Genomic DNA, 13,377 nt, shown 5'->3' on the forward strand with positions numbered 1-13,377 from the left:
CTGATCTTGTCTGTACCTATAACTGATAAAGAAGGAAAAGCATTTTTATCAGATGTGGTAGTTAATCCAACACACGCAGCATATATACCTATAAAGTCATCACCAAGAAATTTTGCTCAATTAATAAATAGCTTGAAAGGGAGACCTTATGGTTGGGGAGGGCTATCATACTATAACGACTGTTCTGCAGAACTTAAAGGGATGTTTCTTCCTTTTGGTATTTGGTTGCCCCGTCAATCACGTGACCAGATAAAGATAACAGAAATGGTTGACTTGAGTACTGATACGCCAACACAGCGTCTTACTTATCTAATTCATCATGGAAATCCCTTCTTTACCATAATGTATATTAAAGGCCATATCTTTTTGTACCTAGGGAATTTTTCACAAGTTGATCAAAAGTCACCTATGGTAATGAGTTACCAAAATATTTGGGGGTTAGGTAATGTAGCAAGAGATAAAATATCTATAATTGGCGCTGCGGTATTTTTGCCGCTATTACTTAGTTACCCAGAAGATCCCAATTTTAACTCACTGTTAAGTAGAGATACGTTTCAAGTAAGTCATTTGAATCACCTACCACCAGGCTATCCTAACCTTATTTTACCCTATATACTATAGGGATAGAACTATAGGTATACAAAAATTGTTCATCAAAACAGTAGCATTTCTAAATAGATAGCAAAAAAAGTATAAGCAACACAAGCGCTTAAAAATTCAAATTTAAAAAATGATAGTATACTTATTAACAACAGAAATAGTATAAAAATTACATGGCATAACTGCATGTATATATCAATATACAGGGCGATTTTGGGGATTATATTCTTACTGATTACTATTTCTTGCAATAAAACTAGTAAACATAGTATAAACAGTGATTATAGAGGAGTAACATTTGAAGAGATTGAGACTCTTACAATAGATTTTTAGATTTTAGAATAAAAAAGTAAGTTTAAATTTTATGTAAAAGTTTAACTTGTATGTATTGTTTATCGTTTGTAATTAATGTTTTTATAGTATTTATATGGCAATCAAAGTAAGCGATCAATTAAGTTTATCAGATATTTCAGTTAGTCGGCGTAAATGCAAGCATACCTTTTTTTCGGTCCACTATAGTAAAACGCTATCATTTAATAGATCAGCCCTATAGATATAGGATAAAAAACAAAAAACTCTTAATATATTTGCTTTCGGCAATAGCCTTTATCGTTGTATTATTTACAAAATCAATAGTAAAAATTATCTATATATTTTATATACATGGCTGATCCAAAAAGATATACGGTTACCGCTGCATTGCCCTATGCAAATGGGCCCATCCACTTAGGTCATGTGGCAGGTGCCTATCTTCCTGCTGATATTTACGTGCGTTATTTAAGGCAAAAAAAAGCTACGGTAGTATTTGTCAGTGGTTCTGATGAACATGGAGTACCTGTAGTGATTCGTGGCCAGCAAGAAGGGGCTACCCCTCAAAAGATAGTGGACAAATACCATATGCTTATTAAAAGAGCGTTGCAGGGACTGCATATTAGCTTTGATGTTTTTGGAAGAACTTCTTCACCTATCCATTATACAACAGCATCTGACTTTTTTAAGGAATTGCATCAAAAAGGAATATTTCAAGTACATGAAACAGAACAATACTATGATCCTGTTTGTAATCAATTTCTATCTGACCGCTACATCAAAGGCAGTTGTTCCAATTGCAACTATCCAGATGCCTATGGAGATCAATGTGAAGCATGTGGCAGCACACTTAGTCCAGAAGAGTTAGTCGATCCTATTTCTGCTATTAGCGGTGCAAAGCCTATTTTAAAATCGACCAAACATTGGTATCTACCCCTGCATAAATATGAACATTGGCTTAAAAAGTGGGTTTTAGAAGAACATAAAGATTTTAAAACCAATGTATATGGTCAATGTAAAAGCTGGTTAGACCAAGGGTTACAACCCCGCGCCATCACCCGTGATTTGGCTTGGGGCATCCCTGTTCCTCTTCCTGAAGCGATGGGAAAGGTGCTGTATGTTTGGTTCGATGCACCGATTGGGTATATTAGCGCAACCAAAGATTGGGCTGAAGCACAAGAGGTCGATTGGGAGCCTTTTTGGAAAGATCCTGATACAAAGCTGGTCCATTTCCTTGGAAAGGACAATATTGTATTCCATGCTATTATTTTTCCTGTTATGCTCAAAGCACATGGCGGGTTTATTTTGCCCCAACAGGTGGCAGCCAATGAATTTTTAAATCTAGAGGGAGCAAAAATTTCTACTTCCCGCAACCATGCGGTTTGGCTCCATGATTATTTGGAAGATTTTCCGGGTAAAGCAGATGTATTGCGTTATGTGCTCTGTTCTATTGCGCCAGAGAACAAAGATAGCGATTTTACTTGGCAAGATTTCCAAGATAAAAACAATCGTGAACTGGTAGCCAACCTTGGCAATTTGGTCCATAGAACTTTAAGTCTGGTACACCAATATTTTGGCGGATTGGTGCCACCTATCATTGAACCTAATCAAGCAGATCAGGCTGTATTGGCTACATTAACAGCTTCTTTTACAGTAGTAGGTAAGGCTATAGAACAGTTTAAGTTTAAAGAAGCACTCCAATTATGTATGGGTTATGCTACCTTAGGTAATAAATATCTAACCGATAGGAGACCGTGGCATTTGGTAAAGTCTAATCCAGAGGAAGCGGCTACTGTATTGCATGTCGTGTTGCAGCTTATTGCTACCTTAAGCCTCTTGATGAAACCTTTTTTACCTACAACCAGTGAAAAAATTGCGCATATGCTGGGGGTACAAGAAACAGGTTGGGACGATGTCCATGTAGCCCATCTTGTCAAATCAGGAAATGCAGTGGCATCGCCTGTATTGTTATTTGAAAAAATTGAGGATGCGGTCATTGAAGCACAACGAAGAAAATTACAGAATAGATCTACTGACGCAATCGGGTAAATAAATAATTGGTTAGGTTGCCATTATGTATGGAAGTACGTAGCAATCTAATCTATCTATAAAATACTAATATAGCATGTTGCATAAAAAGCAAATCGAACAATGGGTATACCGTTTTGGTTACAATACAGATTATTCTAATGGTAATCCATCTATATTGGGCAATAAAGGGTATGGCCTGGCACAGATGTCCTCTTTAGGCTTTCCGATTCCACCAGGTTTTACCATTATAACCGATGGTTGTAGGGACTATTATGCAAAGGGGCAAACCATTACCCAACCCATTTGGAATCAAGTGGTAGCTGAGATCGAACTACTTGAAAAAGAAACAGGTAAGCATTTTGGAAGTGGTCCTTTCCCATTGTTGTTGGCCCTACGTTCTGGCGCTAAAACCTCTATGCCAGGTATGATGGATACATTGCTTAACCTTGGTCTAAACGATGAAACGGTACAATTATTAGGTCATGCTACCCAAGATTTTAGATTTGCCTATGATAGCTATCGTCGTTTTATAGAAATGTATGGACATATCATTATGGGCATTCCCCACCATCTATTTACAGCTGTAATAGATAATATAAAACAACAAGAGCATCTGCGTCATGAGGAAGGATTAAGTCTTAACGCGTTGCATACAGTTATTGATAGCTATAAAAAAATAATTTGGACCCATACAGGTACTACCTATCCACAAGATGTCTTTGAACAGCTTAGCAAGACTATAGCTGCCATTTTTGAATCTTGGAATGGCGCAAGAGCTGTTACCTATAGAAGGTTAAACCATATAGATGATCAAGATGGGACAGCGGTTACCATTCAGTCTATGGTATTTGGTAATAGGGGTACAGATAGTCTAACAGGCGTCCTATTTACTAGAAATCCATCTACAGGAGAACGAAGTTTATTTGGTGAATATTTAATAAATGCCCAAGGCGAAGAGTTGGTTTCGGGTCTAATGACCCCTTGGCCCATTACTAAAAAAGGTATACCATCCATGCAACAAGCCGACTATGCATTGGAAGAGAAATATCCCATTATTTTTAGTCAGCTCAGTAACTTAGCAATTGAGTTAGAAAACTATTTTAGGGAGATGCAAGATATTGAATATACCGTTGAACAAGGTAAACTATGGTTGTTGCAGACTAGAAATGGGAAGCGTAGTGCCAAAGCTGCTGTTAAAATAGCCATTGATATGATGCAAGAAGGTAAGATCGATGCAAAAGAAGTATTGAAAAGGATAGATTATAACGACATAGAGCGGCTGTTGCATCCTACATTGGATGACAGCCAAACTACAGAAGTATTAACCCAAGGGCTTCCTGCTGCACCAGGTGTTGCCTCTGGTGTAATTGTCTTTTCACCAGAAGAAGTAGCAGCCATTTCAAAAATAGATAGTGTGTTATTGGTTAGGCCGGAGACTACACCTGATGATATAGGTAGTATGGCAATGGCGACAGGCATTTTAACCACCAAAGGCGGCATGACGGCACATGCTGCTGTAGTAGCCAGAGGTATGGGCAAACCTTGTGTGTGCGGTGCACATGATATTACCATAGATGGCCAAAATAAATGGCTGGTTATTGGCCAGACAAAAATTCCATTCGGTAGTTGGTTGACCATTAATGGTACCACCGGGGAAGTCATAAAGGGTAAGGTAGCCACTATTAGGCAAAAGCCTTTCCCTGAGTTTATAACCTTTATGAAGCTGGTAGATAAGCTGAAAAGAATGGAAGTAAGAGTCAATGCAGAAACTGTCCAAGATGGAGCTGTAGCACAATCTTTTGGTATGGCAGGCATAGGGCTTTGTAGAACAGAGCACATGTTCTTTCATCCAGATAGCATGTGCCTATTTAGAAAAATGATCTTAACCCCTTCTAAAGCATCCCGTATCGACTTTTTAACCCAATTGATGGCTATACAAAAAAGAGATTTTAAAGAACTCTTTCAAATGATAAATGGATTGCCCATTACCGTAAGATTATTAGATCCACCTTTACATGAGTTTTTACCTAGCCATCCAAAAGAGTTGGCCAACTTAGCGTTGCAAATAGACTATCCCCTTTCTGAAGTAGAAAAACGTATAGAGGTGCTTTCTGAAGTAAATCCAATGTTAGGCCATCGTGGTGCTAGGTTGGCCATAACTTTTCCAGAAATTTATGTCATGCAGCTTCAAGCCTTGTTTAAGGCTGCATTAGAAGTAGATAAAGTTACATTAGAGATTATGTTACCCCTTGTCTTTGATGCCAAAGAAGTAGTTTTTCTTAAAAATATCATAGAAGAGGTACATCAAAAAATAGCACCCCATATTGTATATAAGCTTGGGGTAATGATAGAATTACCAAGAGCAGCCTTGCAAGCGGCAACCATTGCACCATTAGTGGATTTTTTTAGTGTGGGCACGAATGATTTAACCCAAACTACATTTGGTATTTCACGTGATGATGGCGTAAAGTTTCTAGAACATTATCAACAAAAAGGTCTGTTACAAGCAGACCCTTTTGTTACGATTGATCAAGAAGGCGTTGGGGCATTGATTCAAATGGCTATAACGAACGGTAAGTCTGCAAATCCAACATTAAAAGTAGGCATTTGTGGTGAACATGGCGGTGATCCAGTTTCTATCCAATTTTTTGAGTCGATAGGTTTGGACTATGTATCCACTTCTCCCTATAGAATACCTATTGCAAAGTTAGCCGCCGCAAAGGCAAGTTTGGTCTAAATCTCTTAATCCTTAGCAAAATATACTGCTATATGTCCCTTATTTTAAGCATTGAGACGGCCACAACTGTCTGTTCCGTTGCGTTACACCATAGTGGTACACTGATAGCGCATACTGCACTTTGCATGGATCGTTCGCATTCAGAATACCTGATGCCGATCATAGAAACTTTATTAGAAAATAGCAACTATGATCGAAAATCATTGGCGGCCATAGCCGTTTCTGGTGGTCCTGGCTCCTACACGGGATTAAGGATTGGTACCGCAGTAGGGAAAGGTCTTTGCTACGGGTTAAATGTGCCACTTATTGCGGTTTGTACGCTAGAAGCTATGGCCTATGGCATGCGTCCATTTGTTGATGGAAATACTTTACTATGTCCCGCCATTGACGCAAGGCGAACGGCTATTTATACCCTTATAGCGGATCAGGTTGGTCAAATCCAATGTCCTCCCCATGTAGCGCTATTGGATAGTAAGGTATACCAAGATGGACTTCCCAACCAACCTTTACTTTTTTTTGGAGACGGTGCACTAAAATGCAAAACATTCCTTACAGAAAAAAAAAACATCCGTTTTATAGCACAAGTAGTTCCTTCTGCTATACAAATAGGCCATTTGGCTTTTGCTAAATTTCAACAACAGCTTTGGGCAGATGTTGCCCATTATAGGCCTTGTTATTTAAGCCAGTTTCAGGAAAAATAAAAGAATTGAGCATATTTATTTGGTTTTTTTGTGAATTAACTTTAATATTGCTTCTATTAAGTCATTAGTGGGGCCAAATTAGCTTATAATAAGGTCAAATTACTGCTGAGCAGTAAAGTTCATGTATAAATGAATCAATAATAATAAAAACTTCTTAACATACAATTTTCAATATTAATATGAAAAACATAAAAAAAACTTTAATAGCAGGCCTTTTCGCTTGTGGTGCATTTAATGCTCAGGCAGAAGTGAATCCTTTTAGTTGGGGTGCCAAAATTGGCCCAAGTCTATCCTATGCCAGCACATCTAATGATACTAAGATTAATGGAAACAAAGCGGGTGGTAAATTTTTTGATACCGTTTTTTTTCACGGTGGTCTCTATGCTGAATATGCATTTACCGATTATATCGGCATAGGGGTAGAGGCTGGCTATATGAAGTTAGCAGGAACTTTAACAACCGAAGAAAAGCAGGCGAATAATAATAATAATAATAATAATAATAATACAGATCAGGGCAATACCACTAATCCGAAATCATCTTCCTCTATTGCTATGGCTAGCCATGGTATTGCTATTCCACTCCATCTACACTGCTATCCATTGGGCCGTGAAGAGGAATCGGGTATTTTAAAAATTAATTTAGGTGTTACCCCTTACTTTCCAGTCAAAACAAGCTGCACACAAGATGGTACAGACCTAGACCTAGATGACGATAAGAAAAAAGAGCTTCCCTCTTATAGATTTGCCGTGCATGGTGGTGTTGGATACGAATTTCCATTTGGGCTTGCTATTGATGCGAAGTATGCAATTGCCTTCGAAAAAGGGTTTAACCTAGAAGAAGGTAAGGATCAAAGTATATTTAAGAATGTTACTAAGTTAGAGCGCTTATCTACACACCATCTTACACTTGGTGTAGGTTTTAATTTTATGTCTTTGTTCACACAGTAGGCTAGAAATAAAGCAATATGCTCTTTTGCGCCTATTCTTTATTTTACCTGGGGATAATAAGAGCCAGCTGGTGTATACATCAGCTGGCTCTTATTAAATAAAGGCCCGTTCGTCTAGGGGTTAGGACGTCAGGTTTTCATCCTGGAAACAGGGGTTCGATTCCCCTACGGGCTACGCTTCAATAAAATTAATTGTTTATTTTTTACTTCTAAAGTATACTCTAAAGGTTATATGATACGTAATGTATGCATCCTCTTGTAAAAATTTCTTTGCAGCTATAGTTATACAATAGTTTTTTAGAGTAAAAATTAAATATTTCTAATGCATGTCATTAAAAAATTCCTACGAATGCATTTTTAGCAATAATGGTAAGCAATTATTCATTTAATATAGTACCTATTTATATAATCTATCTATCTGATTGTTTCTTCTATGCTAAAACGTATTTAATACGCGCTATATACTATTTTACTGGTTCGCCTCACCTCCTAAACTTTTTGTGATGGTAGGGACAATCGCCCCTCTAAAATTAAATTTTAACCAATATTATTTTTTAAGAGTGTCAAAAATAGTATGCATATGCTTGTTATTAAATCTTTTAAATTTTTAACAAAATTAATTTCTATATTAGAAGATATAGAGAGCTGCTGATGTTGTATGGCTACAAATGCTTCTTTAAACCCTAATTTTTCCGCTTCTGCTATTCTGTATGCTACTCTTTGTACGCCTCTTAGTTCGCCGCCTAGTCCAACTTCTGCTATAAAACATTTGCTATTGGAGATAACCCTATCCTTTAAGGAGCTTACAACCGCCATACAAATGGCCAAATCTAATGCCGTATCATCTACCCTAAGCCCCCCTGTAATATTTAAAAATACATCACGATCATGTAGCCGCAAACCAGTTCGCTTTTCCAATACAGCTAGCAACATATTCAATCGTCTGGGATCATAGCCTGTAGCGTTCCGTTGAGGATTTCCATACCTAGTTGCCGTTACCAATGACTGAATTTCGAGCATCAATGGCCTGGTGCCTTCTAAACAAGCGCCAATGGCTATACCAGGATAGTTCTGTTGAGAAAGTAGCATAGAGGAAGGATTGTGCACACCATGTAGTCCAGTTACTTTCATTTCATATATCCCTAATTCTGATGTAGGACCAAATCTATTCTTTATGGTTCGTACCATTCGATATAAGCATGACTTATCTCCTTCAAACTGCAGCACTGTATCTACCATATGTTCCAATAATTTAGGACCTGCCAATCCCCCATCTTTATTGATATGTCCTATTAAAAATAGGGCTACATCTTTACTTTTAGCATACTGCAACAATCGTGTTGTACAAGCCTTAATCTGATTGATGCTTCCTACTGCTCCTTCGTCTGCTTCATCATATAAAGTTTGAATAGAATCTATAACCAATAAAGTTGGTTCCAAATCATTTGCATGTTTGAGTATCTGTACTAAAGCAGACTCCTGTAGCAGAAAGCAGTTTGGTGAAGACAATCCAAGACGAGAAGAACGTATTTTAATTTGATTTTCTGTTTCTTCTCCAGATACATATAATACTTTAATGGCTTTTAATTGTAAGGCTATTTGGAGCAAAAGGGTTGATTTACCAATACCAGGCTCGCCGCCTAACAGTACCAATGAACCTGGAACAATCCCTCCACCCAGTACTCTGTTGAATTCTACATCTTCAGATAGCAGACGTTTACTAGTAGTCGGTTCAATCTCTTCTAATCTTTTGGGCTGGTTGGTAGATGATTGGTTTACCATGATACCACGTTTGGTATGACCGCTTGCACTAAATTGGGTGACCCTATTCCATTCTTTACACCCATCGCATTTTCCTTGCCATTTAACATATTCAAGCCCACAGTTTGTACAAAAAAATGTCATATAAATTTTGTTTAGCTGCCTAATAATATAGAACACATTTTATGGTTTAGTCCATGTTATTTCATATACCATTTTTGTGGTTTCGTTTACCTTAAAACGTTCGTCTATTCTATGGCCTATTACCCATACAATTTCGTCCTTACTTAGGATGACGCATACCCTTTCTTTGATAGGAATTGGTATTTTAAGGTCAATTAATAAATCACTAATCTTTTTACGTCCTTTCATACCAAGGGGATAGAAAAAATCTCCAGACTGCCATGGACGCATGATCAGTGGAAACTGCAACTTGTCGTAATCCAATGCTGCAGTCATAGTTGTTTTTTTTAGCATATAGTTGGCATTTTTGTAACAATGAAAGTACAGAAGATGATGCTCGTATGCAATGGATCGTGTCGTATCTGCAATGACCTGTTCCCGAAACGGTTCTGTTTTTTTTTGTACCAACCAATTTTCTCTATCTATATATAGCGTATATTCTGTTGAATGGATCATTTTTCCACTGCTCCTAGTAGTTGTAAGCAGCTGTTTGATTTGTTTAAAGGTAAAGCCATAAGGACGCAATAGTTCAAATGTTACCGTAGTGGCCCATGGCTGATCGATGATGGAGTGCATCGCTAAGTAATGGATCCCTTCTTTAAAAGTGCTTATCTTTTTTTTTATATTATAAACTTGATTTTCAAATATATTTCCTATTTCTTTCAATTGTATAGTCGTTGTTTGCATAGTTGATGCAAGGTTTGGATTGACTTGATGTAAAAGAGGGATTACTTTATTTCGAATAAAGTTCCTTTGGTAATGGTTGCATTGATTGGAGCTATCCTCTTCCCAATGCAACTTTTGTTGTTGTGCATAATCTATGATTTCCTTTTTTCTAGCAAAAAGTAGTGGGCGTATGATTTGATGGTGCATCGGCTGAATGCCATAGAATCCTTTAATACCTGTTCCTTTAATAAAGTTGAGTAGTATGGTTTCCATGACATCATCCCAATGATGTGCTGTAGCTATTTTATTCCATCCATGTTGTTGTAGTAGTCTATCAAAAAATTGGTAACGTAAGCTTCTGGCAGCCATTTGTATAGAGATTTTGTGGTTGTTTGCGAAGGTTTTTGTGTCAAATCGGGTGGTATAAAAGGGAACTTCATAAGATGCGGCTAACGCTTTTACAAATGCGGTTGCCCCATCTGCTTCTGCGCCACGTAAATTGAAATTACAATGGGCTATAGCAAAAGGTAAGCAAGCTTTTTTAAAAAGGTGGCAGAGTACGACAGAATCTACCCCACCACTTACTGCTAAAAGAGTAGGGTGATCGTTATCTACGATTAACTTTTTGTGCGCTAGAAAGGATAAAAAAGAAGTAAACATAGTGCTAAAGTTGAAGCGCTTCCCATAAGTACCAAACAATGCATATCCTTCTTTTTATGTAAAGGAAGCATAGATGAAGCAGTATAGTTGCGAAATTATTATGTAAATTTATTCTAAATTTAGGGAATATAGATCCCATCACCTACCATACGCTAGCTAGGTTAGGTCGTTTAAGTTATTTTAATTTGTTGTATAAAGCATATGGCAGAGTGCATTAGGATGCCTAAAATGAGTGATACGATGGAATATGGTATCATAAGCCGTTGGATCAAGCGAGTAGGGGATACAGTGGTAGCTGGTGATATACTGGCTGAAGTAGACACAGATAAAGCTACTATGGAGTTAGAGTCCTATGAAGATGGTACATTGCTCTATGTAGGCGTAGCAGAAAAAGCAGCTGCAAGGGTTAATGATATCATTGCCATTATAGGAGACCCTAAAGAGGATATTAACACGCTATTGGCCTCTTCTGTTGCTATAAATGGGGATAAACCTACGATAGATACACCATCTGTTCCATTATCAGTTTCAGATGGCCACATGGTAGCGGTTACTTCCGATATGCAGCCACCTTTCAATCGATTTATTGCCTCCCCTTTGGCAAAAAAAATAGCCAAAGAAAAAGGGTATGATCTCGCACAAATTCAGGGATCTGGTGAAGCAGGACGGGTCGTAAAGAAAGATGTCATCCATTTTGTACCCGATAGACTGGACCAAATTTCGATAAGTGAGCAGTCTACTACAGCAGCTTATCAAGATTTCCCCATTTCTGCCATGCGCCAAAAAATAGCAGAAGTGCTGACAAATAGTAAAATGAATATTCCTCATTTCTACTTAACGGTTGACATAAATATGAATAAAGTATTTGAGATCCGCGCAGAGCTGAATCAATATGCATCAACAAAAATTTCTATTAATGACCTGATTACTAAAGCTACTGCCTTGGCACTTGTCCAACATCCAAAGGTAAATGCTGCATGGTTGACTGATAAAATTAGAAGTTACCAGTATGTGCATATAGGTGTAGCAGTAGCGGTTGAAGATGGTTTACTTGTTCCTGTAGTGCGTTTTGCAGACCAAAAATCGTTGGTACAAATTAGTAAAACCATAAAAACTCTATCTAAACAGGCACAACAAAAAAAATTGACGCCTAAAGATTATACAGATGCTACTTTTACCATTTCAAATCTAGGTATGTTCGGTATTACATCTTTTTCAGCTATTATTAACCCACCAGCAGCTTGTATTTTGGCAGTTGGAGCCATGCAAAAAATACCTGTTTTTGAAGATAATCAGGTTGTTCCTGCACATATGTTACAGCTTACATTGTCTTGTGACCATCGCGTCGTAGATGGCCACGCAGGGGCATTGTTTTTATCTACTTTAAAAGCGTTGTTGGAAAAGCCATTCAGTCTATTACTATAAAAAACGTATGCATCTAGTCCATAATAATCATATGGTCCAAGTTAAATCGACCACTGTTTTAGCGATGATCCATAATGGAGCAGTCGTTATTGGTGCAGATGGTCAAGCTACATTTGGCCATACCGTTGCTAAAAACAATGTTAAAAAGGTAAGAAAGCTTTTTGAAGGCAAGGTTTTAGCTGGTTTTGCCGGTTCTACTGCTGATGCTTTTACCTTATTGGAACGTTTTGAAGAAAAGCTGCAAAGCTATCACGGCAATATGAAGCGATCGGCTATTGAGTTGGCTAAGGATTGGCGTACAGATCGTATGCTAAAACGGTTAGAAGCTATGTTGGTAGTGGCCAATCGAGAAGGGTTATTAATGGTTACGGGTACAGGTGATGTGCTAGAACCGGATTATCCGTTAGCAGCTATTGGATCAGGTAGTATGTATGCACAATCTGCTGCTATGGCTTTGATCAAACATGCGCCTCATTTAACCGCGATGGAAATGGTACGAGAAAGCTTGACCATAACAGCAGATATTTGTATCTATACCAACCATAATTTTGTATTTGAATCGATTGAATATAAAAGTTTAACGGTATAAGTTTATAAAAGAATGGATGTACAAAAAAAGTTCCATACTGCTTCTATTGTATCGGATTATTTTCCTCAATTGACACCCAACCAAATAGCACTTTTTAATCGTTTAGAGGCTATCTATGGCCATTGGAATACAAAAATCAATCTTATATCCCGTAAAGATATAGCCCATCTTTATTTGCACCATGTTTTACATGGATTAGCGATTGCTAAGGTAATTACTTTTCGTGTCCATACTAAGATTTTAGATTTTGGCACAGGGGGAGGTTTCCCTGGTATTCCGCTGGCCATTATGTTTCCAGAGGTAAATTTTCATTTAGTCGATGCTACCGCAAAAAAGATAAAAGCTGTACAAGCAATCGTAACAACTCTTGGGTTAAAAAATATTACAGTGGATTGGGGAAGAGGAGAAGACTTAAAGGGCGTCTATGATTTTGTAATCGGAAGGGGGGTTGCTCCTCTAGCTTTATTCTATGATTGGGTAAAAGACAAAATAGCTAAGGAAAATAAGAATAGCTTATATAATGGCATACTATACTTAAAAGGGCTCTGTCCAATTAAGTGTGTAAAATATTTTTATGTTTTATTGAATTCTCTTTTCAAATTTAATTAAAAAATGTGCTATAGCCTCACTCCAATTATGAATAGGCATGGTCCACTTTTTGGTCATGTAGTTAATAGTTAAATATAAGGTTTTAAAAACAGCTATATCGTTAGGAAATACTCTTTTATTTTTAGTAACTCTACGGAATTGGCTATTTACAGATTCA

12 protein-coding genes and 1 tRNA gene are annotated in these 13,377 nt (G+C 37.5%); 10 read left to right on the top strand and 3 right to left on the bottom strand.

Annotated features, from left to right (window positions below):
• The 7 genes from ACRRVB_RS01035 to ACRRVB_RS01065 form a co-directional block, all read left to right on the top strand.
• Positions 1–621: NlpC/P60 family protein (locus ACRRVB_RS01035; RefSeq protein WP_432466158.1), on the top strand; the 621-nt coding region annotated here is incomplete at its 5' end.
• Positions 622–1,027: 406 nt separating this feature from the next.
• A complete protein-coding gene (locus tag ACRRVB_RS01040; RefSeq protein WP_432466159.1) occupies positions 1,028–1,153 on the top strand; it encodes a hypothetical protein in 126 nt (41 codons plus the stop codon).
• A 110-nt stretch (positions 1,154–1,263) separates the two neighbouring features.
• Positions 1,264–2,958: a methionine--tRNA ligase gene (gene metG / locus ACRRVB_RS01045; protein WP_432466160.1), complete on the top strand. Its 1,695-nt coding sequence runs from the start codon at positions 1,264–1,266 to the stop codon at positions 2,956–2,958.
• A gap of 76 nt (positions 2,959–3,034) precedes the next feature.
• Positions 3,035–5,677: a pyruvate, phosphate dikinase gene (gene ppdK, locus ACRRVB_RS01050; RefSeq protein ID WP_432466161.1), complete on the top strand. Its 2,643-nt coding sequence runs from the start codon at positions 3,035–3,037 to the stop codon at positions 5,675–5,677.
• 32 nt (positions 5,678–5,709) lie between these two features.
• Positions 5,710–6,378: a tRNA (adenosine(37)-N6)-threonylcarbamoyltransferase complex dimerization subunit type 1 TsaB gene (gene tsaB / locus ACRRVB_RS01055; protein ID WP_432466162.1), complete on the top strand. Its 669-nt coding sequence runs from the start codon at positions 5,710–5,712 to the stop codon at positions 6,376–6,378.
• Between the two features lie 179 nt (positions 6,379–6,557).
• On the top strand, positions 6,558–7,328 hold the full coding sequence (locus ACRRVB_RS01060; protein ID WP_432466163.1) for an outer membrane beta-barrel protein: 771 nt from the start codon (positions 6,558–6,560) through the stop codon (positions 7,326–7,328).
• A 102-nt stretch (positions 7,329–7,430) separates the two neighbouring features.
• Positions 7,431–7,502: transfer RNA gene (locus tag ACRRVB_RS01065), tRNA-Glu, on the top strand.
• 362 nt (positions 7,503–7,864) lie between these two features.
• Here the strand turns inward: ACRRVB_RS01065 and radA are convergent.
• Positions 7,865–9,232, bottom strand: coding sequence for a DNA repair protein RadA (radA, locus tag ACRRVB_RS01070; protein ID WP_432466164.1), 1,368 nt, complete (start codon positions 9,230–9,232; stop codon positions 7,865–7,867).
• Positions 9,233–9,271: 39 nt separating this feature from the next.
• On the bottom strand, positions 9,272–10,597 hold the full coding sequence (tilS, locus tag ACRRVB_RS01075) for a tRNA lysidine(34) synthetase TilS (protein ID WP_432466165.1): 1,326 nt from the start codon (positions 10,595–10,597) through the stop codon (positions 9,272–9,274).
• Positions 10,598–10,798: 201 nt separating this feature from the next.
• Between tilS and ACRRVB_RS01080 the strand changes: the two genes are divergently transcribed.
• Genes ACRRVB_RS01080 through ACRRVB_RS01090 form a run of 3 tightly spaced genes read left to right on the top strand, consistent with a single transcriptional unit; the run spans position 10,799 to position 13,220 of the window.
• On the top strand, positions 10,799–12,022 hold the full coding sequence (locus ACRRVB_RS01080; protein WP_432466166.1) for a dihydrolipoamide acetyltransferase family protein: 1,224 nt from the start codon (positions 10,799–10,801) through the stop codon (positions 12,020–12,022).
• 31 nt (positions 12,023–12,053) lie between these two features.
• Positions 12,054–12,611, top strand: coding sequence for an ATP-dependent protease subunit HslV (gene hslV / locus ACRRVB_RS01085; protein ID WP_432466168.1), 558 nt, complete (start codon positions 12,054–12,056; stop codon positions 12,609–12,611).
• Positions 12,612–12,623: 12 nt separating this feature from the next.
• Positions 12,624–13,220 carry a 16S rRNA (guanine(527)-N(7))-methyltransferase RsmG gene (locus ACRRVB_RS01090; protein WP_432466167.1) on the top strand — a complete coding sequence of 199 codons (597 nt, stop codon included), beginning with the start codon at positions 12,624–12,626 and terminating at the stop codon, positions 13,218–13,220.
• Here ACRRVB_RS01090 and ACRRVB_RS01095 read toward each other — a convergent pair.
• Positions 13,191–13,377, bottom strand: a 187-nt coding sequence (locus ACRRVB_RS01095) for a transposase (RefSeq protein ID WP_432446213.1), incomplete at its 5' end; no start/stop codon positions are given. The genes ACRRVB_RS01090 and ACRRVB_RS01095 overlap by 30 nt on opposite strands.

The sequence above is a fragment of the Candidatus Cardinium hertigii genome (assembly GCF_050864855.1).
Lineage (GTDB): Bacteria > Bacteroidota > Bacteroidia > Cytophagales > Amoebophilaceae > Cardinium > Cardinium hertigii_C.

Excerpts from the sequence above, each read along its gene's own strand:
- ACRRVB_RS01040 (WP_432466159.1), top strand. The coding sequence starts at position 1,028 with ATGGCAATCAAAGTAAGCGATCAATTAAGTTTATCAGATATTTCAGTT.
- ACRRVB_RS01080 (WP_432466166.1), top strand. The coding sequence starts at position 10,799 with ATGGCAGAGTGCATTAGGATGCCTAAAATGAGTGATACGATGGAATAT.
- hslV (WP_432466168.1), top strand. The coding sequence starts at position 12,054 with ATGGTCCAAGTTAAATCGACCACTGTTTTAGCGATGATCCATAATGGA.
- tsaB (WP_432466162.1), top strand. The coding sequence starts at position 5,710 with ATGTCCCTTATTTTAAGCATTGAGACGGCCACAACTGTCTGTTCCGTT.
- ACRRVB_RS01060 (WP_432466163.1), top strand. The coding sequence starts at position 6,558 with ATGAAAAACATAAAAAAAACTTTAATAGCAGGCCTTTTCGCTTGTGGT.
- metG (WP_432466160.1), top strand. The coding sequence starts at position 1,264 with ATGGCTGATCCAAAAAGATATACGGTTACCGCTGCATTGCCCTATGCA.
- tilS (WP_432466165.1), bottom strand. The coding sequence starts at position 10,597 with ATGTTTACTTCTTTTTTATCCTTTCTAGCGCACAAAAAGTTAATCGTA.
- radA (WP_432466164.1), bottom strand. The coding sequence starts at position 9,232 with ATGACATTTTTTTGTACAAACTGTGGGCTTGAATATGTTAAATGGCAA.
- ppdK (WP_432466161.1), top strand. The coding sequence starts at position 3,035 with ATGTTGCATAAAAAGCAAATCGAACAATGGGTATACCGTTTTGGTTAC.
- ACRRVB_RS01090 (WP_432466167.1), top strand. The coding sequence starts at position 12,624 with ATGGATGTACAAAAAAAGTTCCATACTGCTTCTATTGTATCGGATTAT.